Origin of the sequence: Rhodanobacter spathiphylli B39 (assembly GCF_000264295.1) — a bacterium.
GTDB classification, from domain to species: Bacteria; Pseudomonadota; Gammaproteobacteria; order Xanthomonadales; family Rhodanobacteraceae; genus Rhodanobacter; species Rhodanobacter spathiphylli.
In genome coordinates this window covers 22,296-45,272 of record NZ_AJXT01000011.1, presented here as the reverse complement: position 1 = coordinate 45,272, position 22,977 = coordinate 22,296, and the positions used below count along the sequence as shown (strand labels likewise).

Annotated in this window: 20 protein-coding genes; 11 read left to right on the top strand and 9 right to left on the bottom strand. The window is 67.9% G+C overall.

Features of this window, described 5'->3' with window-relative positions; all coding sequences use genetic code 11:
* Positions 1-127 precede the first annotated feature (127 nt).
* A complete protein-coding gene (locus UU7_RS06620; RefSeq protein WP_040672987.1) occupies positions 128-2,020 on the bottom strand; it encodes an LTA synthase family protein in 1,893 nt (630 codons plus the stop codon).
* Positions 2,021-2,178: 158 nt separating this feature from the next.
* Between UU7_RS06620 and glnE the strand changes: the two genes are divergently transcribed.
* Complete coding sequence (glnE, locus tag UU7_RS06615; RefSeq protein WP_007806595.1) at positions 2,179-5,022, top strand: bifunctional [glutamate--ammonia ligase]-adenylyl-L-tyrosine phosphorylase/[glutamate--ammonia-ligase] adenylyltransferase; 2,844 nt, start codon at positions 2,179-2,181, stop codon at positions 5,020-5,022.
* 14 nt (positions 5,023-5,036) lie between these two features.
* Here the strand turns inward: glnE and UU7_RS06610 are convergent, their stop codons facing one another.
* Entirely contained in the window at positions 5,037-6,011 is a 975-nt protein-coding gene (locus UU7_RS06610; protein WP_007806593.1) for a mitochondrial fission ELM1 family protein, read from the bottom strand.
* 253 nt (positions 6,012-6,264) lie between these two features.
* On the opposite strand from UU7_RS06610, the gene UU7_RS06605 reads away from it, so the two are divergent.
* Positions 6,265-6,849 (top strand): YceI family protein, encoded by a 585-nt coding sequence (locus UU7_RS06605; protein WP_007806591.1) that lies wholly within the window; start codon positions 6,265-6,267, stop codon positions 6,847-6,849.
* A 59-nt stretch (positions 6,850-6,908) separates the two neighbouring features.
* On the opposite strand, the gene UU7_RS06600 is transcribed toward UU7_RS06605, so the two are convergent.
* Positions 6,909-8,174 (bottom strand): Yip1 family protein, encoded by a 1,266-nt coding sequence (locus UU7_RS06600; RefSeq protein ID WP_007806589.1) that lies wholly within the window; start codon positions 8,172-8,174, stop codon positions 6,909-6,911.
* 195 nt (positions 8,175-8,369) lie between these two features.
* Here UU7_RS06600 and UU7_RS06595 point away from each other — a divergent pair, with 195 nt between their 5' ends.
* From UU7_RS06595 to UU7_RS06580, 4 genes are all read left to right on the top strand, one after another.
* Positions 8,370-8,579 carry a zinc-finger domain-containing protein gene (locus tag UU7_RS06595; protein ID WP_040672985.1) on the top strand — a complete coding sequence of 70 codons (210 nt, stop codon included), beginning with the start codon at positions 8,370-8,372 and terminating at the stop codon, positions 8,577-8,579.
* Positions 8,580-8,657: 78 nt separating this feature from the next.
* Positions 8,658-9,785, top strand: a complete 1,128-nt coding sequence (locus tag UU7_RS06590; protein WP_007806585.1) for a glycosyltransferase — start codon at positions 8,658-8,660, stop codon at positions 9,783-9,785.
* 75 nt (positions 9,786-9,860) lie between these two features.
* The gene (locus tag UU7_RS06585) at positions 9,861-11,192 is read left to right on the top strand and encodes an O-antigen ligase family protein (RefSeq protein WP_007806583.1); all 1,332 of its coding nucleotides are present in this window, start codon (positions 9,861-9,863) and stop codon (positions 11,190-11,192) included.
* A complete protein-coding gene (locus tag UU7_RS06580) occupies positions 11,182-11,958 on the top strand; it encodes a glycosyltransferase family 2 protein (protein ID WP_007806582.1) in 777 nt (258 codons plus the stop codon). The genes UU7_RS06585 and UU7_RS06580 overlap by 11 nt, the downstream gene beginning before the upstream one ends.
* Here the strand turns inward: UU7_RS06580 and lpxL are convergent.
* Positions 11,952-12,869 (bottom strand): LpxL/LpxP family Kdo(2)-lipid IV(A) lauroyl/palmitoleoyl acyltransferase, encoded by a 918-nt coding sequence (gene lpxL, locus UU7_RS06575; protein ID WP_083845947.1) that lies wholly within the window; start codon positions 12,867-12,869, stop codon positions 11,952-11,954. The two genes, UU7_RS06580 and lpxL, sit on opposite strands and share 7 nt — an antisense overlap.
* Positions 12,870-12,969: 100 nt before the next feature.
* Here lpxL and waaA point away from each other — a divergent pair, with 100 nt between their 5' ends.
* Complete coding sequence (gene waaA, locus UU7_RS06570; RefSeq protein ID WP_007806578.1) at positions 12,970-14,235, top strand: lipid IV(A) 3-deoxy-D-manno-octulosonic acid transferase; 1,266 nt, start codon at positions 12,970-12,972, stop codon at positions 14,233-14,235.
* A 69-nt stretch (positions 14,236-14,304) separates the two neighbouring features.
* Here the strand turns inward: waaA and UU7_RS06565 are convergent, their stop codons facing one another.
* Both UU7_RS06565 and UU7_RS06560 read right to left on the bottom strand, forming a co-directional pair.
* Positions 14,305-15,606, bottom strand: a complete 1,302-nt coding sequence (locus UU7_RS06565; RefSeq protein ID WP_007806576.1) for a TolC family outer membrane protein — start codon at positions 15,604-15,606, stop codon at positions 14,305-14,307.
* 34 nt (positions 15,607-15,640) lie between these two features.
* Positions 15,641-16,300 carry a protein-L-isoaspartate O-methyltransferase family protein gene (locus tag UU7_RS06560; RefSeq protein WP_007806575.1) on the bottom strand — a complete coding sequence of 220 codons (660 nt, stop codon included), beginning with the start codon at positions 16,298-16,300 and terminating at the stop codon, positions 15,641-15,643.
* A 261-nt stretch (positions 16,301-16,561) separates the two neighbouring features.
* Here UU7_RS06560 and UU7_RS06555 point away from each other — a divergent pair, with 261 nt between their 5' ends.
* Together UU7_RS06555 and UU7_RS06550 are read left to right on the top strand one after the other, a co-directional pair.
* Positions 16,562-17,227, top strand: a complete 666-nt coding sequence (locus tag UU7_RS06555; RefSeq protein WP_007806573.1) for a TetR/AcrR family transcriptional regulator — start codon at positions 16,562-16,564, stop codon at positions 17,225-17,227.
* An 88-nt stretch (positions 17,228-17,315) separates the two neighbouring features.
* Positions 17,316-17,900, top strand: coding sequence for a ferritin-like domain-containing protein (locus UU7_RS06550; RefSeq protein WP_007806572.1), 585 nt, complete (start codon positions 17,316-17,318; stop codon positions 17,898-17,900).
* Between the two features lie 85 nt (positions 17,901-17,985).
* Here UU7_RS06550 and UU7_RS06545 read toward each other — a convergent pair whose 3' ends face one another.
* Complete coding sequence (locus UU7_RS06545; RefSeq protein WP_007806569.1) at positions 17,986-19,002, bottom strand: zinc-binding alcohol dehydrogenase family protein; 1,017 nt, start codon at positions 19,000-19,002, stop codon at positions 17,986-17,988.
* A gap of 59 nt (positions 19,003-19,061) precedes the next feature.
* Positions 19,062-20,285, bottom strand: a complete 1,224-nt coding sequence (locus UU7_RS06540; protein WP_007806567.1) for an MFS transporter — start codon at positions 20,283-20,285, stop codon at positions 19,062-19,064.
* Positions 20,286-20,384: 99 nt separating this feature from the next.
* Here UU7_RS06540 and UU7_RS06535 point away from each other — a divergent pair, with 99 nt between their 5' ends.
* Together UU7_RS06535 and UU7_RS06530 are read left to right on the top strand one after the other, a co-directional pair.
* Positions 20,385-21,293 carry a LysR family transcriptional regulator gene (locus tag UU7_RS06535; protein ID WP_007806565.1) on the top strand — a complete coding sequence of 303 codons (909 nt, stop codon included), beginning with the start codon at positions 20,385-20,387 and terminating at the stop codon, positions 21,291-21,293.
* Between the two features lie 38 nt (positions 21,294-21,331).
* Complete coding sequence (locus UU7_RS06530) at positions 21,332-22,354, top strand: DUF2333 family protein (RefSeq protein WP_007806563.1); 1,023 nt, start codon at positions 21,332-21,334, stop codon at positions 22,352-22,354.
* 69 nt (positions 22,355-22,423) lie between these two features.
* On the opposite strand, the gene ppa is transcribed toward UU7_RS06530, so the two are convergent.
* Complete coding sequence (ppa, locus tag UU7_RS06525; protein ID WP_007806561.1) at positions 22,424-22,960, bottom strand: inorganic diphosphatase; 537 nt, start codon at positions 22,958-22,960, stop codon at positions 22,424-22,426.
* Positions 22,961-22,977 lie beyond the last annotated feature (17 nt).

Below are 22,977 nucleotides of genomic sequence, written 5' to 3'. Positions count from 1 at the left end.
ACGCGCCCACGGCCACGCCGACGCTAGGCGGCCTCGCCCGACTACCGCGTGAATACCGTGTCGCGCTCTTCAGTGGTGGGACAGCTCGCTGAACGGCGAGCCCGGGGCAAGGGTGCCACCGTTCGCGTCACTGCGCGGCGGATGCCGGCCGTGGTGCAGGTAATGCGGCGTTGTGGACGATCTCGCCGGGCGCGGGCGCGGGCTGCGGCAGCAGGCTGTCCAGCTGGTTGCTCATGCGCAGCTGCTCGACGCTGGCCATGGCCTTGTCGAGTTGTTGCAGGTCGTCGCCCTCGGGCAATGGCGGTGCGCCGGGTGCCTCGGTGAGCGAAGCCAGCTGCGGGCCGACCAGTTCGGTCAGCGCGAAGTACGGATCATCGTGGATGCCGAGGTGGGCGAGCAGCTTGCCCGGCAGCAACCAGGAAGCAGTATCCGCCTGCACGGGTTTGGACGGCCGTTTCGGATCTACCAGCAGCCACACGCCGGCCTGACTCAGCATGTCGCCGCCGTCGACGAAGCCGGCGGTCTGGTAGCTGTTGCTCAGGGCGGGCAGGTGATCGCCGTAGAACACCACCACGCTGGGACGCTCGCGCGCCGCCAGCAGCTTCACCAGGCGTCCCAACTCGGCATCGGCATGCTTGAGGTGATACAGGTAGTTCTGCAGCTCCAGCTTGTCGCGGCCGGTGATGCCGGCGGGCACCGGGATCGCGTCGCGCTCGGCGACATGGGTGGGCTCGACGTCGTACGGGCCGTGCGCCTCGATGCTGATGGCGAAGATGAACTGCGGCGGGCCCTGATCCTTCAGCTGGGTCATGATCTCGTCGGTCATCGCGCTGTCGGCCATGTACTTGCCGTCGTTGGGCGCGCCGGGCGGGAACGACGACTGCGACACGAAGCGATCGAAGCCGATCGCCTTGAACGCGGTGGTGCGGTTCCAGAACGCCGGGTCGTTGCCGTGCAGCGCCAGCGTCGAATAGCCGTGCCGGCTCAGCGTGCGGACCAGTCCCGGCAATGCCTGATGACTCATCTGCAGGTAGGGGAACTGCAGGTTGTCGAAGTAGCGCAGCGACAGGCCGGTGAGGAATTCGAACTCGGTGCGGATGGTGCCGCCACCAAAAGTGGGCACGTGCAGCTTGCCGCTGATGCCGTGCGCAGCCAGCCGGCGCAGGTTGGGCGCGAAATTGCTGTGCTCGTAGCCGCGCATGATGGTCGGGTCGAAGAACGACTCGCTTTGCACCACCACCACGTCCGGCAGGTCGGCGACCGCCGGGGTCGGCGCCTGCATGGACTGCAGCAGCGCCGGCGCGGACTGGTTGATCAGGCGGCTGGCCGTGACCGGGTCCGGCTTGTGCGCACCCTTGCCGTATTGCAGGTGGAACAGCATCAGCGAGCTGACCAGGCCGGAATGGGTGGTGGTGGAAATGGCCGACCACGGCTCCAGCCACAAGGTCTTCGCGTTGTAGACCTTCGTCCACGTCTGCAGGCCGACCAGCATCGTGAGCAGTGCCAGTGCCGCCACGCCGCCACCGAGCGCGCGCAGCCGCCGCGGGCGGCGTTCGAACAACGGCGGTTCCAGCCGCCACGCCACCACGATCGCGATCACCGCGGCGAGCAGGCCGAGGTACGGCCACGCGCTGTGCGGCAGATAGCCCGACAGCAGGTGCATGCCACCCTTGTGCAACTGCCCGACGATGCGGAAGTCGTCCGGCAACAGCGGCGTGCCGAGGTTGGCCACCTTGAGCACGTTCACCGCGTACAGCAAGCCCTGCAACAGGAACGCCAGCGCGAACGAAAGCCATGCGCGCCGGCTGATCGCCAGCAGCAGCGCCGCCAGCAGCAGGCCCGGCAAGGCGTTGGCCAGCGGGTAACGTGCCTGGTCGAAGAGGCGCAGAGGGGTCACGCCGACGCCACCGTCCACCCACCCGGTCAGCAGCACGAAGGCCAGGGCCAGCAGCAACAGCAGCGCGACCCGGGAAGCGATCGCTCGCCGACGGGAAACGGGCGGGGAAGCAAGTGGCGGCATGGCAGTCCTGCGTTTGCTGTCATGGTCTGGACGCGCCAATGTAATGGCGGCCAGATGAACAAGGAGTAGGCGTGGCCGGCGAGTGTCCGGCTTGTCGAGGGCTTGTTCAAGCGGTGCTCAGCTGCCGGCAGCTGCCCGCCATGCGGCACAATGCCCGGATGACCCATCCGGCAAGCCCCGCACTGCGTGCACTGATCGATGACCGCTATGGCGAACTCGCCAGTCGCTGCCGTGCGGCCGGCGTGCCGCTGCACGACGACGCCGGCGTGGCCGAGCGCATCCGGCGCACCCTGCTGGCCAGCGACTTCGCCTTCGACACCTGGTGTCGCCAGCCGCACCTGCTGGCGCCGGCCGGGCTGGAGCGCCTGCGCTCGGGCAGCGATGCCAGCGCGCGCGTCGAGGCGCTGAAACTGCCGGAGGACGAGGCCGGGTGCATGGTCGCGCTGCGCCGCTTCCGCCACGCCGAGGCATTGCGGCTGGTGTTCCGCGATGCCAACGGGCTGGACGAGCTGCCGGAAACCCTGTCGGCGACCAGCGTGCTGTACGAGGTGCTGCTGGAGCTGGCACTGGGCTGGTCCGAGCGGATGCTGGCCGGGCGCTACGGCCACAGCCGCAACCCCGAGGGCGCGTTGCAACGCCTGCTGGTGATCGGCTTCGGCAAGCTGGGCGGGTCGGAGCTGAACTTTTCCTCGGACATCGACCTCGTGTTCGCCTACCCGCACGGCGGCCACACCGACGGCGCGCGGCCGCTCGACAACAGCGAATACTTCGTGCGGCTGGGTCGGCAGCTGGTGCGCCTGCTCAACGAGCCGACCATGGACGGCATCTGCGCCCGGGTCGACCTGCGCCTGCGGCCGTTCGGCAACGCGGGCCGGCTGGCCTTGTCGTTCGCCGCGATGGAACAGTATTACCAGAGCGAAGGCCGCGACTGGGAACGCTACGCGTGGATCAAGGCGCGCCCGGTCGCCGGCGATCGGGTGGCGGGTCGGCAGCTGCAGGAACTGCTGCGACCGTTCGTCTACCGCAAGTACCTCGACTACACCGCGTTCGCCGGCCTGCGCGAGATGAAGTCGCTGATCGATGCGGAAGTGGCGCGCAAGGATCTGGCCGACAATCTGAAGCTGGGCCCCGGTGGCATCCGCGAGATCGAGTTCATCGTGCAGCTGACCCAGCTGATCCGTGGCGGCCGCGAGCCGAGCCTGCGCGTGCGCGGCCTGCTGCCGGCGCTGACCGCGTGCGAGGCGCGCGGCCACATTCCCGCCGCGCGGGCGCGTGCGCTGCGCCAGGCCTACGTGCTGCTGCGGCGCGTCGAGAACCGGGTGCAGATGCTGCGCGATGCGCAGACCCATGACATCCCGCCCGACGCGCTCAGTCGCGAGCGCCTGGCGCTGAGCCTGGACCATCCGGACTGGGACAGCCTGCAGGCGGCGCTGGCGGCGCAGCGGGCCATCGTCAGCGAGGAGTTCGCCGCGGTCCTGATGCCGCAGGGCGGCCGTGCCGCCAGCGTGCCGGCCGCCGACCTGCAACTGTGGCAACACGCCTGCGACGAGTCGCTGGACGCCGGCGTGCTCGAAAGTTCCGGCTTCGCGCCCGGTGGCGAACTGGCCGACGCCTTGCTGAAGCTGCCGCAGGCGGCTTCGGTGCGCGCGATGTCGCCCCGTTCGCGCGAACGGCTCGATCACCTGATGCCGCAGCTGTTCGAGGCCGCCCGCGCCAGCAAGGCGCCGGTGGCCAGTCTGCTGCGGCTGGTCCGCCTGATGCAGGCGGTGGCGCGGCGCTCGTCCTACCTGGCCCTGCTGGAGGAACAGCCAGCCGCGCGGCGCCGGCTGGTGCGGCTGTTCGCCGACAGTGCCTTCCTGGCCGAACGGGTGATTGCGCAACCGCTGCTGCTGGACGACGTGCTCGATCCGCGCATCGATCAACTGCCGTTCAAGCGTGCCGACATCGCCGCCGAGATCGTCCGTGTGCTGGGCACGCTGGAGGAACGCGAAGCCGAGGCGGAACTGGAACGGGTCAACGAGTTCAAGGCGTCGACTGCCTTCCGGCTGGGCCTTGCGTTCAACGACGGCCGCGCCGACGCGGTGGCCACCGCGCGCCGGCTCGCCGCGCTGGCCGAGTCGGTGGTGGGCGCGGTGCTGGCCTTGGCCGAGCGCGAGCTGGTGGCGCAGCACGGCCGGCTGCCTGGCGAAGGTTCGGGCTTCTCGGTGCTGGGCTACGGCAGTCTCGGCGGCGAGGAGCTCGGTTTCGCCTCGGACCTGGACCTGGTGTTCGTCTACGACGGCCGACGCGCCCAGGCGATGAGCGACGGCGCGCGGCCGATCGAAGGTTCGCGCTGGTACCAGCGGCTGGCCCAGCGGGCGATGAACTGGCTCACCGTGCTGACCCGTGGCGGGCGTTTGTACGAAGTCGACACGCGGCTGCGGCCGGACGGTTCCAAGGGGCTGCTGGTGAGCAGCCTGGATGCGTTCGTGGCCTATCAGCAGAGTCGTGCGTGGACCTGGGAGCACCAGGCGCTGCTGCGCGCGCGGCCCATGGCCGGCGACGCGGCGCTCAACGGGCAGCTGGCCGAAGTACGACGCAGCATCCTGGCGGTGCCGCGCGAACGCGCCACCGTGTTGGCCGAGGTTGGCAGCATGCGCCAGCGCTGGCGTGCCGAACGCGACCGCTCCGACGAGCGCCAGTTCGACCTGAAGCAGGGCCACGGCGGCCTGCTCGACATCGAGTTCGCCCTGCAGGGACTGGTGCTGGCGCATGCGGCGCAGCAGCCATCGCTGCTGGGGGTCACCGCCAACGCGGGCCTGATCGAGGCTTGTCGCGGCGCCGGCCTGCTCGACAACAACCAGGCTGCGATCCTCGCCGTGGCCCACGCCGACCTGCTGCAGCGCGCCCTGGCCTGCACCCTCGACCTGCGCTCGCGCATCGCGCCGCGCGATGCCGAACTGGCGCAGCTGTGCGGTAGTGTGCGCGGGGTCACCGATGCGCTGGGGTTCGCCTTCGACTGAACGGGCGCGGGTGATCAGCCCGATTGCCGCTGCGCGATCAGCACGCGCAAGTCGGTGGCGATCGCTGCGGTCTCGCGCAGTGGCGGCGGTGGACGAGCGGTCGAGCGGTCCAGGTCGTGCAGCCGCCCGGCCTCGCGCAGGGCCTGATGGAAACGCTCGATCTTCGCCGGCAACGGCACGACAACGAAGGTCTCGACCGGGCAGCCCACGGCACAGGCTTCGGAAAGCATGTTCACCGAATCGGGGGTGACCACCAGCCGGTCGGCCCAGCCAAGCACGCCCGGATAGGGGTTGCGGCCGTCGTCGGGCCCGGCCCAGACCAGGCCGGGCACGTCGCGCAGGCTGCGGCGGAACACTTCGACCAGCGTTGGCGTGGTGCGCCGTGAACCGATCACCAGCAGGCTGCCGCCTTCGCGGCGCTGGCGTTCGAGCAGTCGCGTCGACAGCTGGCGTGCGTAGTCGGCATTCAGCGCGATGCCCTGGCGTGAGCCGCCGAGCAGGACGCCGACGCGCGGTTGCGGCAGCTCGCCAAAGCCGGGGCAGGCATCGCGGCCATCGGCCAGCCATTCGTCGTCGACCGGATTCAGCGAGCCCAGCGGCTGCAGCACGTTGGGGCCGTCGAGCCGGTCATGACGGGGCGCGATGACGGTGTCCCAGTGGGCGGGATCGATGCGCGGGTCCAGGATCTGCACGGTGTAGCACTGCCGGTCGGTCAGGCGGCGCAGCATGCGGGTGAACAGGGCGGACGCGCGGCCGCAGCCGATCGCCACGGTCGGCCAGGGCGGCGCGAACAGGCGGCGCTGGCGGGCGGGCAGGGCCAGCCGCCCGCCGAGTTCCAGTTTCGGCGCTAGCCATGACCACGGTGCCCGTGGCTGCAGCACCAGGTGCCGCATGGGCATGCCCAGATACTCCGCCAGTGCCAGTGCCTGGCGCTGGTTGCCGGCGGCCGTGTCGGTGACCACCCAGCATTCGCCATGCAGGTTCAGCATGAGGCTGCGGGCTCCGTCACTGTTTCCCGAATGACCACTCTACGTTCTTCCCATGGGTGGACCGTTCGCATGCAGCCGCCTATACACTGGCAGGATAGCGTCACTTCGGGCGCGCCCCGAGCACAGGATAGCGATGCGTGGGTGGCTTTCCGAGGCCAGCCGCAGCCTGTTCGGGCGTCGTCACCGCCTGGCGTTCGATGAAGTCTGCACGTTCGCCCGAACCATCCTTCCCACCATTCACAGGAGCTTACTCATGCGCGCACTGAAATGCCTCGCTTTCGCCGGCCTGCTTGGCGCCGCCGTGTCGGTCCAGGCCGCCCCGGTCACCTACCAGCTCGACCCGAGCCACACCATGGTCCTGTTCAGCTGGAACCACTTCGGCTACTCCAACCCCACCGCCGACCTCGGCCTGGGCGAGGGCACCGTGGTATTCGACGAGCAGCACCCGGCCCATTCCAGCGTGGAAGTGACCCTGCCGCTGGCCCAGCTCGACACCCATGTGGCGGCGCTGGACGAGCATCTGAAGAAGCCGGATTTCCTCGATGCCGACAAGTACCCGGTGGTGACCTTCAAGAGCACGGCGGTGCAGCCGCTGGGTGGCAACAGGTTCAAGGTGACCGGCAATCTCACCGTGCATGGCGTGACCAAGCCGGTGGTGCTGGACGCGACGCTGAACAAGATCGGCCCGCATCCGATGAGCAAGGCGCAGTCGATCGGTTTCGACGCCACCGCCAGCATCAAGCGCTCGGATTTCGGCGTGGGCGCCTATGTGCCGAACGTCAGCGACGAGCTCAGCATCCGCATCACCACCGAAGGCTCGGTGCCGAAGAAGAAGTAAGTCTGCGCGACACGAAAAAGCCGCGCCGGTGACGGCGCGGCTGTGTCGGGACGAGTGGGTCAGTTCGGCTTGACCCCGGCGTCCTTCAGCGATTCCAGGCGGGACAGGTCGACGTTGCCGACTGCCTGCTTCAGCTGGTCGATGCTGTCGACGTTGCCGGTGGCCTTCACGGTGAAGCGCTTGCCGACCACCACGCTGTACTCGCCGTATTTCGACTGTGTATCCCAGGCCTCGTGAACCAGGTTGCCGCTGGCGCTGTAGGTCTTCTCGTAGCCGTGTTCGGTCTGCTTCTCTTCTTCAGGCGCCATTGCGCTGGCCAGCGACATCAGCCCCTTGGCGCCGCCGGTATCGGACACTTCCAGCGTGACGTGCTGGCCGTTGTCGGCGGAGTAGTCGGCGCTGGCCTCGGAGATCTGCATGCCCATCGCCTTGTTGCGCTGGGCCGACAGGCTGCTGCGCTCGAGGTTGCCCAGGTTGTCGGGCAGGAAGGCCTTGATCTGGTCCGGTGCCAGCGCCTCGACGTTGCCGTCGGTGCCGGCCATCGCACCCATCATCTTGCCCATCGCGGCGGATTGCGCGGCGCTGTCGCCGGACTTCTGCGCGGCTTCCATGTCCTTGCTGGCCTGTTCGGCCCGCTTGCCCATCGCGGCCAGCTGCCCCATCGCGCTGTTGCCATCGATGGTGACGCTGTCGCCGTTGCTGCCGGTGACATGCATGCCGCCCATCGCCGCGCCGGTGAACGCGGCGGTGCCGACCACGCCGATCACGATGGCGCCCACGATCCAGCTCAGCACGAAGGCGATGATCACGCTGACCGCGGTGTAGCCGGCCGATTTTTCGGCCGGACATTTCATCGTCTGCGGCAGGCCGAGGTAGAGCAGGTACACGCCATAGACCGCGCCAGCGAGCGCAACCAGCCAGCCCAGCCACGGGACGATCAGCGCGATGCCCGCAATCCAGCTGGCGGTCCACGCGTAGGCCACGGTCTTGAGGGCCTGCACCATGTTCTTCTGGCCGCCGAAGGTGGGGGCCAGCGCATTGATGATCAGCGCCATCAGGTAGACCACGACCAGCGACAGCAGGTAGCCCAGCACCATGCGGGTGATGCCGCCACCGATCGAGTCGCGCACGGTGATGCCGAATGCGCTGGTGCCGATCAGGCTGCCCTTGATGAACGCGGCCACCGCGGGCAGGGCGGCGAGGATGAGGATGTAGCCGGTGAACAGGCCGTTCACCGTCGCCGGTTCGGCAGCGGCCACGGGCCACTCGGTCTTCGGCGTGGTCAGTATGGCCTTGACGCGTGCAATGATTTTTCCTGAATCCATGGTCAGCTCCGAGCTCGTTGCAGTGGCCCGGCGCGAAACGCCGGGTCGTGGATGAGTGCTCACATGATGACGACCGCCACCGCAGCCTCACGGCCGGGAGCCGCGTCCGACTTCCTTGGGTACCCCTGCTGTCCCCCGACAGAAGGCTGCAGCCTGCTACCATTTGCGGCCTGATGTCCAGTCTGGAGTTCACTGATGTCATCCCCCCGCTCTGCGGCGGCGCCGATGGTGCCGGCAAATGCCGAAAATCGTTACGAAGTGACGCGCGCGGACCTGCCGCTGTCCTGTCCCATGCCCGGCATGGAGCTGTGGAACTCGCATCCGAAGGTCTACCTGCCGATCGTCGATGATGGCGGCGAGTCAACCTGTGCCTACTGTGGCGCCCGTTACGTGCTTCAGGACTGAGCTTTCGGGCCAGTCGTACCCCTTGGCGGCATTGTTCTTGCTTGCCCTCATGGAATGAAAGCCGCCAGCCCCGAGCTCATGTCCAGCATTGCCGTGCCCGCCAAGCTGCTGACCGTGGTCCAGTTGATCCCTGCGCTGCACTCCGGTGGCGCCGAGCGGTCGGCGCTGGAGATTGCCCGCGCGCTGGTGCAGGCGGGCCACCGTTCGGTGGTGATCTCGGCGGGCGGCCGGCTGGTCGAGCAATTGAAGGCCGAAGGCAGCGAGCACGTCACGCTGGACATCGGCCGCAAGTCGCTGTCCACGCTGGGTCATCTGAGGACCTTGCGCCGCGTGCTGCGCGAGCTCAAGCCGGACATCGTGCACGCCCGGTCGCGGCTGCCGGCCTGGATGGGCTGGTGGGCACTGAAGGGCATGGCGCCGCGGCCGCATTTCATCACCACCGTGCACGGGCTCAATTCGCCGGGACGTTACAGTGCGATCCTGCTGCGCGGCGAGCGCGTGGTGGCGGTGTCGCAGACCTTGCGCGATTACGTGCTGAGCCACTACCGCTGGCTGGAGCCGGGCCGGGTCAAGGTGATTCCCCGGGGCATCGATCCGCAGGCGTTTCCCTACGGCCACCGGCCCGATGACGCCTGGCAGAAGGCGTTTCTTGCCGAGTTTCCCGCGCTGACCGGCGCGCCCCTGCTGACCTTGCCGGGCCGTGGTACGCGCCTGAAGGGGCACCATGACGCGATCGAGCTGCTGGCTGACCTGAAGCGGCGGGGGATCGAGGCGCGCCTGTTGCTGCTGGGGGTGATCGAACCCGGCCGCGAGGCCTACGTGGCCGAGCTGCAGGAGCTGATCCGCTTGCGCGGGGTGACCTCGCAGGTGGTGCTGAGCCCGCCGCGCGACGACGTGCGCGACATCTACGCGATTTCCGCGCTGGTGCTGCAGCTGTCGAACCGGCCCGAATCGTTCGGCCGCACCGTGGTCGAGGCGCTGTCGCTGTGCCGCCCGGTGCTGGGCTACGCCCATGGCGGCGTCGGCGAATTGCTGGCCGAGTTGTACCCCGCCGGTCGGGTGCCTCCCGGTGACCGCGAGCGGCTGGTGGAGCGCGCCGCCGAATTGCTGCGGGTGGCGCCGCCGATCTCTCCGCTGCAGAGCTATCGCCTGGGCGACATGCAGCAGGCCACGCTGGCCCTGTACGACGAAATCGCGGCGTCCTGATCCGGCCGCCGCGGGCGTGCGGATTGGCTGCGGCGGCTCGCCTACAATGCGGGATCGCAGTCATCCGGTTCACGCATGAATTCGTTCGGCACCTCACTCAAGGGCGCGTTGCGCTCGCCACTGCTGCCGTTCTGGCTGGTGGTCGCGCTGCTGCCGTTCGGGCGCAGTTCCGAGCTGGGCACCGTGTTGTGCCTGCTCGGCGTGATCATGCTGTTCGCCCGCGATCCGCAGGCCCTGCAGCAGCATGCCGGGGCACGCCTGCTGCTCTGGCTGCTGGCCGCCTATGTCGGGGCGGCGCTGTGCTCCGCGCTCGATGCGGTCCGGCCGGGCAAGAGCTGGAGCACGGTGGCCGCCCTGTTGCGCTACGCGCCACTGGGTTTGTACGCGTGTTTTGCGATCCGCCGCGAAAGCAAGCTGCAGGCCCTGTATGTGGCGGTGGCCTGGGTATTGGCGCTGTGGTGTCTGGACGCCTGGGTGCAGGCGCTGACCGGCTGGAGTATCGGCGGCCAGGCGGAGGCCGAGCGTGTCTCCGGCATCTTCGGAGCGGACAACCTCAAATTGGGACCGACCCTGGCCGTGCTGTCGCCATTTGCGCTGTGGACTGCGCGACGACGCTGGGGCCTGCCGGGACTGCTGCTCGCCTTTGCCCTGATCCTGGGCCCGATCCTGCTGGCCGGTGCACGCGCCGCGTGGCTGTGCTACGTGCTGGTGGCGCTGGGTTTTGCCTGGCGCGAGACGAAATCGCCGCTGCGTTTTGCCGGCTTCTGCGTGGTGGCGGCCCTGCTGCTGGCGCTGGCCGGGGGACTGGCCTGGAAGACTTCGACGCGCTTCCATGACCGCATCGATCGCACCCTGCTGGCCCTGCACGGCACCGACCAGTCGCTGGACGCCGCACTCAGCGGCCGCCTCGACATCTGGCACGCCAGCGTCGGGATGTTCGCCGCGCATCCGCTCAACGGCGTGGGTGTGCGTGGCTATCGCTATGCGTATCCGCAGTACGCCCCGGCGAATGATCATTTCGTGGTATCGACCGAAGCCTGCGGCGTCGGCGAGGGTGCCTGTCATGCCCACCAGCTGGTGCTCGAGATACTCACCGAGACCGGTGCGATCGGCCTGCTGCTGTGGCTGGCCGGTGTGGTGCTGGCATGGCGGGCGTGGCGCAGCGTGGGTGCGGCAGCACGGGAGCGTGCGTTCCCGGTGAGCCTGGCACTGGGCGTGATGCTGTTTCCGCTGAATACCCATCTGGCTTTCTATTCGGCCTGGTGGGGGCTGCTGTTCGCCTGGTTGCTCGGTCTGTGGTGTGCCAGTTTGTTCGTTGCCGGCATCCCTGCCGGCACGGCAGAGCCCGGCGTCACTGCCGGACTTCTCGAAGAAGCACGCCCTCAGGGGACGCGCGATGGGGCGTGAACCGTTGTCGGTGGTGGTGACCACGTTCAACAGCGCCGCCACGCTGGAGGCCTGCCTGCGCGGCGTGAGCTGGGCGGACGAGATCGTGGTGCTGGACTCCGGTTCCGCCGACGCCGGCATGGCGATCGCGGCCCGCTACGGTGCGCGCATCCACGCCCAGCCGTTTGCCGGATACAGCGCGCAAAAGCAGGCGGCGATCGATCTGGCCAGCCATCGCTGGGTACTGCTGCTCGATTCGGACGAGTCGCTGGACGAAGCCTCGATCGCGCCGCTGCAGCAGGCGCTGCTGGCGCCGACCTGCGCGGGATACCAGTTGTGGCGGCGCGAGTGGCAGTTCTGGCGCTGGCAATCGCGACGGGCGCGGCTCAACCACTACGTGCGTCTGTTCGATCGACAGCGCGCCCGCATGAGCAGTCATGCGGTGCACGAAGAGGTGCAGGTGGATGGCACGATCGGCGTGCTCGATGTCGTCATCGATCACCACGGCGAGCCCGACATCAGCGGGCGCGTGGGCAAGGCGGATCGCTATTCCAGCCTGCAGCTGCCCGACCTGGCCAGGCGCCGGGTCGGCGGATTGCGACTGCGCATGGTGGCGTATCCAACGGTGGCCTTCCTGCGCTACTACCTGTTGCGCGGCCATTGGCGTTCCGGCTGGGCCGGCTTCATTGCCGCCCGCATCCACGCGTTCTACGCGTTCCTGAAGTACGCGAAGCTGTACGAGCTCGAGCAGCGGCGTTCGAAGCGGGAAACCGGCGACGATCAGTAGATCGCGGGCGCGCCCGGCGGCCGGGTCTTGAAGCGCTTGTGCACCCACAGGTACTGCTCGGGCGCTTCGCGCACCATCTGTTCGATGCAGGCATTGACCCGTGCGGTGTCGGCTTCCGCGGCGGGCCCCGGGAAGTCTTCGAGCGGCGCGCCCAGCCGCAGGACGTAACCCTGGTTGCCGGGCAGGCGGCGATGGAAGAACGGAATCACCTTCGCGCCGGACATCCGTGCCAGGTGATGGGTGGCGGTGATGGTGGCCGCCGGCACGCCGAAGAACGGGGCGAACACGGTGTCCTTGCTGCGCATGTCCTGGTCCGGCGCGTACCAGAGGGTGCCGCCGTTGCGCAGGTATTTCACCGTGCCGCGGATGTCGTCCTTGTCGAACATCGCGTCGGCGTAATCCAGCCGCGCGCGCAGTACCGCCCACTCGAACACGGTCGAGTCCATCCGCCGATACATGCCGGCGATGCGGATGCGCTGCGAGACCAGTCGCGCGCACAGCTCCAGGTGCGAGAAATGGCCGCCCACCAGCAGCACGCCCCGGCCCTGCGCCCGCGCCGCTTCCAGATGCTCCAGTCCCTCGATGCGGGTGGGGATCGCCGCGATGCGCCGATCGCTGCCCATCCAGCCCAGCGCGAACTCCACCAGCATCAGGCCGATGTCGCGCAGGTTGGCGTCGACCAGGCGTGTCCGGGCACCGGCGTCGAGTTCGGGGAAACACAGGGCGAGGTTGGCCGCGGCGATGCGCTTTCGCGCCGAAGGAACGCGCAGTACCAGGGCGCCGAGGCGACGGCCCAGCCACATCAGCACGGATTGCGGCAAACGTGCGATCAGCCAGATCGTGGCCACGCCCAGCCACGCCGGCCAGTGACGAGGTGCGAGCAGCGAACGGTGGAAGGCGGGACGGGACATGCCGGGCATCGTGGGCATTGTAGTGGATCGCGGACGGCCGTTCCGGGTGGCCTCGTTCCCGCTCTCGTATACTGCCGCGTCAACACCACGAGTCGTGCCGTTGCGCTATCTCTACACACTGGCGATGTTCCTGGTCACGCCGTTGCTGGTGCTGCGGCTGCTGGCGCGCGGGGTGCGTTCGCGGCCTTACCACCAGCGCTGGCCGGAGCGCTTCGGGTTCTTCAGGACGCCGGGCTTCAACGGCAGCCTGTGGGTGCACGCGGTGTCGGTGGGCGAGGTGAACGCCGCCGAGCCCCTGATCAAGGCACTGCAGCGCGACTACCCCAAGGCGCAACTGGTGGTCACCACGGTGACCCCGACCGGCACGGCGCGCGTGCAGCAGTTGTTCGGCGACAGCGTGTTCCATGTCTATCTGCCGTATGACCTGCCGTACGCGGTGAGCCGTTTCCTGAAGAAGATCCGGCCACGGCTGGCGCTGATCGTCGAGACGGAAATCTGGCCCAACCTCTATTTCGCCTGTCGCCGCCGCGGCATTCCGCTGATGATCGTCAATGCGCGATTGTCCGAACGTTCGCTGCGCGGCTACCGGCCACTGCGCGGGCTGCTGCGATCCGCCTTGCGTTGCGTGACCCTGATCGCCGCGCAGTCGCGCACCGATGCGGCGCGCTATCGCCTGCTCGGTGCCGATCCGCAGCAGGTGCTGGTCACCGGCAACATGAAGTTCGACATGCCCATACCCGATGGCGCGGTGGAGCTGGCCGCCGGCATGCGCGAGCAGTGGGGGCCGCGTCGCCCGGTGTGGATGGCGGCGAGCACGCACGAGGGTGAAGAACAGGCGGTGCTGGAGGCGCACCTGCAGGTGCTCAAGCGGTTGCCCGATGCGCTGTTGCTGCTGGCGCCGCGCCATCCCGAACGGTTCCGGCTGGTCGAGCACTCGGTGCGCAGCCTGGGTTTCACGGTGGCCACGCGCGGTCTCGAAGGGGTGCCGTCGTCCTCGCACCAGGTCTTCGTGATCGACGCGATGGGCCAGCTGATGCCGTTCTTCGCCGGCTCCGACGTGGCCTTCGTCGGCGGCAGCCTGGTGCCGATCGGTGGCCACAACGTGCTGGAGCCGGCAGCCCTGTCGGTGCCGGTGCTGGTCGGGCCACACACTTTCAATTTCGACGAGATCACCCGCAGCCTGATCGAGCAGGGTGGCGCGATGCGCGTGACCGGCGCCGCGCAACTGGGTCCCGACGTGCTGCGGCTGCTGCTGGATGCGGCCAGCCGCGAACGCATGGGTCGCGATGCCCAGGGCGTGTTCGAACGTGAGCGCGGGGCGGTGCAGCGGGTCATGCAGCTGATCGACGGCATGCTGCAGGAATGACGGATCGTCCGCCCGGAAACGGAACGGCCGGGACATGCCCGGCCGTTCCATGAAACGTGGCGCCGCGGTCTACTGCAGCAACGCGTTGATCTGCTCGATGTCCTTCACGTCGGCGGTGCCGGCGGTCTGCTTGAGCAGCAGCTTGTTGAGGATGAACTGGTGCCGCGCCTGCGAGTAGCTGCTCTCCGACGAAGTCAGGGTCTGGATCGCCAGCAGCACGTTGGTCATCGTCTGGGTGCCGACCTCGAACCCGGCGCGGGTCGCTTCCAGCGCCTTGCGGCCCGATTCCACCGAGGCCTTCGCCGATTCGACCTGGGCGATGCCGGCGATCACCGAGCGATAGTAGTTGAGCGTGTCGCGCACGACCTGGCGACGCTGCGCTTCCAGGGCGTCGGCGGCGCCGTCGCGCTGGTAGATCGACTGGCGCACGAGTGACTGCGTGGCGCCGCCGGAGAAGATCGGCACGTTGAGGGTCAGTCCGATCGTGGTCGAGGCGGGGTCGCGATAGCGGGCCGCGGCATTGCCTTCGGACCAGCCGGCTCCCTTGCCGTAGGACACGCCGGCGGTGATCGTGGGCAGATGCGCCGCCCGCGCCGCGCTGATGTTGTGCTGGGCGGTTTCCACGTTGCTCTTCTGGGCGAGCAGGTCGGGATTGGTCTCCAGCGCCTGCTTGACCCAGGCGTCCTGGTCGGCCGGTGACGGCGGCTGCATGGGCAGGTCGTCGCGCAGCTTCTTCAAGTCACCGGTGGGCTTGCCGGTGATCTGGGCCAGCGCCTCGCGGGAATCGTTGAGGGTGTTCTGCGCGGCGATCGTCTGCGACTTCGCCGCTTCGTAATACGCCTTGGCCTGGTAGACGTCGGTGATCGCCGAAAGGCCGACCTTGAAGCGCTGGTCGGACTGCTCGTACTGCTGGCGGAACGCGTCCTCGTTGGCCTTGGCGTAGGTGAGGCCATCCTCGCTGGTCAGCACGCCGAAGTAGGCGGCGACCACGCGCACGTAGAGTTGCTGCCCGGCGGATGCGTACAGCTCGTCCTGGGCCTCGGACGCCGAGTGGGCGGCCTTGAGGTTGGCGTACTTGCTGAAGTCCAGCACGCTCTGGCTCAAGGTGCCGTTGATCGTGCGCGAGCGGCTGTGGCCGATCTGTCCGCCACCATTGGTCTGGTTCAGGCTCATGCTGGCGCCGATCTGCGGCAGCAGCTGCGCACGGGCCTGGGTCACGCCCTCACCGGTCGCCAGCCTGCTGGCGTCGGCCTGCGACAGCACCGGGTCGTTGTTGCGGGCTTCACGGTAGGCATCCAGCAGATCCTCGCCGTGGCTGGGCAGCGAGATGGCGGCCAGGGCCAGTGCAAGAGTGAGCAGCTTCAAACGCATGAGTTGCCTCGTGGGTATCGATTCGGGGATGAGCTCAGAACACGAACCGCGGCGGCGGCTCGGCGTGACTCAGGTAGGGAAGGTCGGTTTCGAACAGGGCCTCTTCGCGGTAGCGACCGGCGCCCTCATGGATGAGCAGGGTGGCATGCTGCACCGGCGATTCACCGCGGATCACCAGGGCGCGACCACCGGGCTTGAGCCAGGTCAGCCAGCGCGGCGGTATCGCATGCACCGCCCCGGTCACCACCAGCCCGTCGAACAGGCCGTCGGGCTGCCACTCGTTCACGGCTTCGCCGGTGACCAGCTTGGCGTTGGAAACGCCGGCGGCCTGCAGGCGTTGACCGGCGGCCGCCGTGAAGTCCGCATGGATGTCGACGCTGGTGACATGCGCGGACAAGCCGGCCAGGCAGGCGGTGAGGAACCCCGAGCCGGTACCGATTTCCAGGACGTGCTCGGCGCCCTGCAGTTCCAGTGCCTGCAGCACGCGACCTTCCACCACCGGCTTCATCATCACTTCGTTGTGGCCCAGCGGCAGGCACAGGTCGGCGAAGGCAAGCTGGCGATGTTCGGCGGCGACGAAATCCTCGCGACGCACGCGGGCGATCACGTCCAGCACGCGGGCGTCCAGGACTTCCCACGGGCGCACCTGGTTTTCCACCATGTTGAGTCGCGCCTGCTCGATATTCATCGCCATCTGCTCGTGTCCCATGCGGATCGAAAAAGGTCAAAAAGGATAAGCGCTAGCGCGCGCTCCCACAATGACACGCTCCGACGGTCACAGCCTGCCGGTTGCGCGGCAGGCCACGAAGTGCCGGAAGTCATCGGAAGCGGTTGACGCACGTCACCTCGATGCGCGCGTGCGCTCGCACTGGAGTCGGTGCCGGTGCCTGTTCTGGAAAATAAATGAACCGGGGCGTATAATAAAGCGATGAACCCCGTTTGTGAAGGTGGAGGCATGAGCAGCAGCGCGCAAATCAGAGCCCAGGGTCCCGGTCGTCCGAAGGACATGGAGAAGCGTGCGGCCATTCTGGTCGCGGCGAAGGCGCTGTTCATCCGCAATGCCTTCGCCGGCACCAGCATGGATGCGATTGCCGCCGACGCCGGGGTGTCCAAGCTCACGGTGTACAGCCACTTCGGCGACAAGGACAACCTGTTCCGCGAAGTGATCCGTTCGCGCATCGAGGATCTGCTGCCGGAAGAGACCTATGCCTTCGACCCGCACGCGGACATCCGCGAGACCTTGCTTCGCGTGGCGCTGATCCATGCCCACCTCGACTGCAACGCGGAAACCGTGGGCACGTTTCGCGCCATCCTCAGCGATTGCCGTCAGGGCAATCCGCGCTACGGCAAGCTGATCTGGGAAGAGGGTGCCGCGCGCACGCACGGACTGATGGAGCGGTTGTTGCAGCAGGCGGTCGACGCTGGCCAGCTGGACATCGCCGACGTGCCACGTGCCTGCACGCAGTTCCTCAGCCTGATCAAGGGCAACCTGATGATGCGCCAGATGTTCGGTTGCACCGACTGTCCCGAAAGCTATGCCGCGGAGATCGAAGCCACCGCCCGGGCCGGTGTCGACATGTTCCTGCGCGCCTACCTGCCGCGTGGTTCGTCCGCGGCCTGAGTGGCGGGGCGACCCGGCGGGGGCGTTGACGCTGCCGCCACACCGGGTGACTAGACTGGCCTGAATCCGCCCACGCAAGGGATATTCCATGGCCACCCAGTCGAAGTCCACGCCGTTCCTTTCCGACATCCAGACGATCCGGCGGCGAGCGCGGGAACACATGCAGCGCGGCGCGGTCACCGACAGCTACACGCTGGATCGGGAAACGGTGCTGAAGCTGCTCAACGAGGCGCTGGCCACCGAACTCGTTTGCGTGTTGCGTTACAAGGCCCACCACTATCTTGCCTCCGGCATCAACGCCAAGAGCGTGGCTGCCGAATTCCTCGAACACGCGAACGAGGAGCAGGGTCACGCGGACCTGATCGCCGAGCGCATCACCCAGCTCGATGGCAAACCCGATTTCTCGCCGGATGGCCTTTCCACTCGCAGCCATGCCGAGTTCGTGGTGCCGGAGGAATTGGCGGCGATGATCGAGGAAAATCTCGTCGCCGAACGCATCGCCATCGACAGCTATCGGGAAATCATCAACTACGTGGGTGACCGGGACACCACCACCAAGCGCATGCTGGAAGGCATCCTGGCGATGGAAGAGGAGCACGCCGAGGACATGAAGACCCTGATGGAGGATTTCGGCAAGAAAGGCGAGCCGGCCAAGCCCGCTTCATCCAGATAGGCCTTGTCGAAAGGCCGGGAAGTCTGCCGATCGGAATTGCAGGCAGGTCGGGAAGCAGGGTGGCCGCCGCCACCCTGCTTCATTTTTACCAGCCGGCCAGCACCAGTTTGCCGATCGTGCTGCCGGATTCCAGCTGGCGATGCGCCTCGCGCAGGTTGGCGGCATGGATGGGCGTCAGGGTGGCGGTGCGCGTGCCGCGCAGTTCACCGCTGGCGAGCATCGCTGCCACGCGTTCGAGGATGCATCCCTGTTCGGCCTGGTCGTCCGTCTTGTAGCGGGCGCGCGCGAACATCATTTCCCAGTGGATGCCGATGCACTTGGCCTTGTAGGGATCGCCGATCTTCAGCGCGCCGACCGGTTCCACGATCAGCCCCACGTGGCCTTGCGGCGCGAGCAGGTCGCCGATGACGGACCAGTAGCGGTCGGTGTCGGCGAGGTTGAGCACCGCATCGACCTGGGAGAAACCCAGCGCCTGCAGCTGTGCGGCCAGCGGTTCGCGATGGTTGATCACGTGCTGCGCTCCCATCGTGCGGCACCAGTCGATGGTTTCGGCGCGTGAGGCGGTGGCGATCACGGTGAAACCTGCGCGTCGGGCCAGCTGGATCGCGATCGAGCCCACCCCGCCGGCGCCGCCGATGATCAACAGGGACTTTCCTTCGCCACCGCGCTCGCTGTCGAACGGCATGCGCTGGAACAGCAGCTCCCAGGCCGTGAGTGCGGTCAGCGGCAAGGCCGCGGCGTCGGCCAGTTCGACCGAAGGCGGCACGTGGCCGACCAGCCGTGCGTCCACCAGCTGGTACTGCGCATTGCTGCCGGCCCGGGTGACGTCACCGGCGTAGTACACGCGGTCGCCGGGCCGGAACCCGGTCACCGCCGCGCCGATCGCCTCGACCGTGCCGGCGGCGTCATAGCCCAGCACCTTCGGCTGCGCTTCCACCTGGGGCTTCGGCGAGCGCAACTTGGTGTCGACCGGATTCACCGAAACCGCTTCGACGCGCACCAGCAGATCGTGTTCTTCCGCGACGGGGCGGGGCAGTTCGATGTCGATCAGCGATTGCGGATCATCGATCGGCAGATAACGGGTGAGGGCGACGGCTTTCATGGAATCTCCGAACTTCGGACAGGGGACGGGAAAGAGTTTGCGCTGGCGCGAACGCGGTTTCAGCAGGATGCTTCGAGGCCGGCGGAACGGGGTGCGACACGGGATGCCTGGGGGCGATCCAGCCGCATGCTGTACAGCGCCACGATCAGGCCGAGCAGCGGCAGGGTCGCGGCCACCCAGGTCACGGCGCCCAGGCCCGGTCCATGGCTGATCACCGCGCCGCCCAGCCACGCGCCGATCGCATTGCCGAGGTTGAACGCGGCGATGTTGAAGCTCGACGCCAGCACGCCACCGCCGCTGGCCTTCTGCAGCACCCGCAGCTGCAGCGGCGCCACGGTGGCGAACCCGGCGATGCCGAACACCGCGGCAAACGCGATCATCGCCGGCTTGCTGTGCAGGGCCAGGGTCATCGTGCCCAGCACGACCGCCAGCGCGATCAGCGAGCCCAGCAGGGTCGCCATCAGCCGCTTGTCGGCGAGTCGGCCGCCAAGCAGGTTGCCCACCACCATGCCGCCGCCGAACACCAGCAGGATCGGCGATACCGCGCTGTCGGCAAAGCCGGTGATGCGGGTCAGGATCGGCTGGATATAGGTGAATACCGCGAACACGCCGGCGAAGCCGAGCACGGTCATCAGCAGGCCCAGCAACACCTGCGGATGGGCGATGCCTTTCAGCTCCTCGGCGAACTTCATCGGTGCGTGTCCGCCACGATCGGCCGGTACCAGCGTGGCGATGATGATCGTGGCCAGCACGCCGACCGCGGTCACCGCCCAGAACGTGGCGCGCCAGCCATGATGCAGGCCCAGCCAGGCGCCGGCGGGCACGCCGAGCAGGGTCGCCACGGTGAGGCCGGTGAACATGATCGAGATCGCCGAGGCCTTGCGATCCTCCGCCACCAGCCCGGTCGCCACCACCGCGCCGACGCCGAAGAAGGTGCCGTGGGCCAGCGAGGTGAGCACCCGCGCGATCATCAGCACGGTGTAGCTCGGCGCCATTGCGCTGGCCAGGTTGCCCAGGGTGAAGATGATCATCAGGGCGATCAGCGCGGTCTTGTGCGGCAGCCGGCTGGTGGCCGCGGTCAGCAGCGGCGCACCCACGAACACGCCCATCGCATAGCCGGAGATCAGCAGGCCGGCGGCGGCGATGCCGACGTGGAGGTCGGCGGAGACCTGCAGCAGCAGGCCCATGATCACGAATTCGGTGGTGCCGATGCCGAACGCGCCGGCGGTCAGCGCGTACAGCGCCAGCGGGGTGCGTGGCCGGACGGAGGAAGGGGGGCGCATGGCGACAGTCCTGAAGAAACGATGCGCCAGCCTAAGGATTTGCCTTTTCTGCAAAAACCACCAAGATGGCTAATCATTATCAATGAATGGTTGATAGTCATGGACCGCATCGGCGACCTCGGCCTGTTCCTGCGCGTGCTCGACCTGGGTTCGATCAGCGCCGCCGCGCGCAGCCTCGACCTGTCGGTGGCGGTGGCCAGCCAGCGGCTGAAGCGGCTGGAGCGCGAACTGGGCGTGCGCCTGCTGCACCGGACCACGCGCCGGCTGCATGCCACGCCCGAGGGCATGCAGCTGGCCGAGCAGGGACGCGCGCTGGTGGAGGACCTGGAGGTACTGACCGGCGGCCTGCGCCAGGGCGCCAGCGAAGTCAGCGGCACCTTGCGGGTGACCATGTCGGCCGCGTTCGGCAGCCAGTACATTTCCCCGCTGCTGCCGGAATTCCTGGCCCGGCATCCGCGGGTGAAGCTCAGCGTGAATCTCGACGACCAGGTCGTGGACCTGGTCGGTTCCGGTTTCGACCTCGGCATCCGGGTCGGCGCGCTGGACGACTCCGGTCTGGTGGCGCGCCAGCTGGCGACCAACCGGCGCGTGCTGTGCGCGTCGCCGACCTACCTGCAACGCCGCGGCGTACCGCACACGCCGGCCGATCTGGCGAAACACGATTGCCTGCTGCTGGTCGGCAGCCGGGGTCGGCAGGACACCTGGCATTTCAGCGACCGCAAGGGCCGCGCCATCGCGCAGCGCGTGCAGGGCCGCTTCGAGACCAACCAGGGCGAACTGCTGCGCGACGCGGTGGTGGCCGGCCTCGGCATCGCGATGCACTCGGTCTGGCACGTGCACCAGCAACTGCGCGACGGCCGACTGCAGGTCGTGCTGCCAGACCATGCGATCGCCACCACCGGCATCCACGCGGTGATGCCGCAGCGCCGGCTGGTGCCGCCGCGGGTGCGCGCCTTCGTCGACTTCCTGGCCGAGCGGCTGGGGGCGCATCCGCCGTGGGAACGATGAGCCTGTAAGCTTTGCCCATTCCCCGCAGGAGTTGCCCGATGCAGACCCAGGACACCTCGAACCCGCCACGCCACGGCATGCGCCGCGCCATCCTGGCGCTGTGCGCGCTGGTGCTGCTGTTCGTGGGCGCACTGATGTGGTGGTGGGACAGCGAGCCCGCGCTGTTCGATCCGGTGACGGTGACCCGGGCGCAGATGCAGGAACTGAAGCGGCCGGTCAGCGTCGGCGCCACCACCACGGTCACCCTGATCACCTCGGTGCACACGCTGCTGGACAAGCGCGGCGGCTACCTCAGCAACGACAAGCTGCCGCCCGGCGTGCTGATGGACAACGTGCCCAACTGGGAATTCGGCTCGCTGACCGCCTCGCGCGACCTGGTGCGCGCGTTGCGCAACGACTTCAGCCGTTCGCAGACGCAGTCGACCGAGGACAAGGATCTGGCCGAGGCCGATCCGCTGCTCAACAGTCCGAACGACCGCTGGCTGCTGCCCAGTTCGGAGAGCCAGTACCGCAAGGCGATCAGACATCTGGACGGCTATCTGGGCCGGCTCGGCGACGCCGACGACAGCAATGCGCACTTCTACGCGCGCGCGGACAACCTGGCCGACTACCTGCAGCTGGTTTCCTCGCGGCTGGGTTCGCTGTCGCAGCGGCTGTCGGCCAGCGTGGGGCAGATCCGCATCGGCGACGTGGCTTCGGCGGACGAGCCGGCGGCAGCCAGCACGGTGGCGACGCCTGGTGGCGGCCGGCTGGTGAAGACGTCGTGGACGAAGATCGACGACAACTTCTACGAGGCGCGCGGCTACACCTCGACCCTGCTGGAGCAGCTCAAGGCGTTCCAGCAGGACTTCGGCCCGATCCTGCGTTCCAAGCACGCCGACGTGAGCTTGGAGCAGGTGATCCGCGAACTGGAGGAAGCGCAGCGTCCGCTGCACAGCCCGATGGTGCTGAACGGTTCGCCGTTCGGCTTCTTCGCCAACCATTCGCTGGTGATGGCGAACTACGTGTCGCGGGCGAACGCGGCCCTGATCGACCTGCGCGAGCTGCTCAAGCGCGGTTGATTCCTGCGTGCGGCAGACACGAAAACGGCGCGCCACGCGAAGCGGGCGCGCCGTTGGTCCGTCGGATGATCAGGCCTTGCTGGCCTTGTACCGCTCGACGCCCGCGACGATCTCGGCCTTGGCCTCGATGGCACCGGCCCAGCCCTCGATCTTGACCCACTTGCCCTTCTCCAGATCCTTGTAGTGCTCGAAGAAGTGGCCGATGCGCTCCAGCCAGTGCGGCGAGACGCCCTTCATGTCGTTGATGTGCGCGTAGCCCGGGAACACCTTGGGCGACGGGATCACCACCAGCTTCTCGTCGCTGCCCGCCTCGTCCGACATCTGCAGCATGCCGACCGGGTGGCAGCGGATCACCGAACCCACGGTCAGCGGCAGCGGCAGGATCACCAGCGCGTCCAGCGGGTCGCCGTCACCACCCAGGGTGCCCGGCACGTAGCCGTAGTTGCACGGGTAACGCATCGGCGTGGAGAGGATGCGGTCGACGAAGATCGCGCCGCTATCCTTGTCCACTTCGTACTTGACCGGCTCGGCATCCTTGGGGATTTCGATGATGACGTTGATTTCGTCCGGCACGTTGCGGCCGGCGGGTACGAGATGCAGACCCATGGACAGTCCTTGGCGAA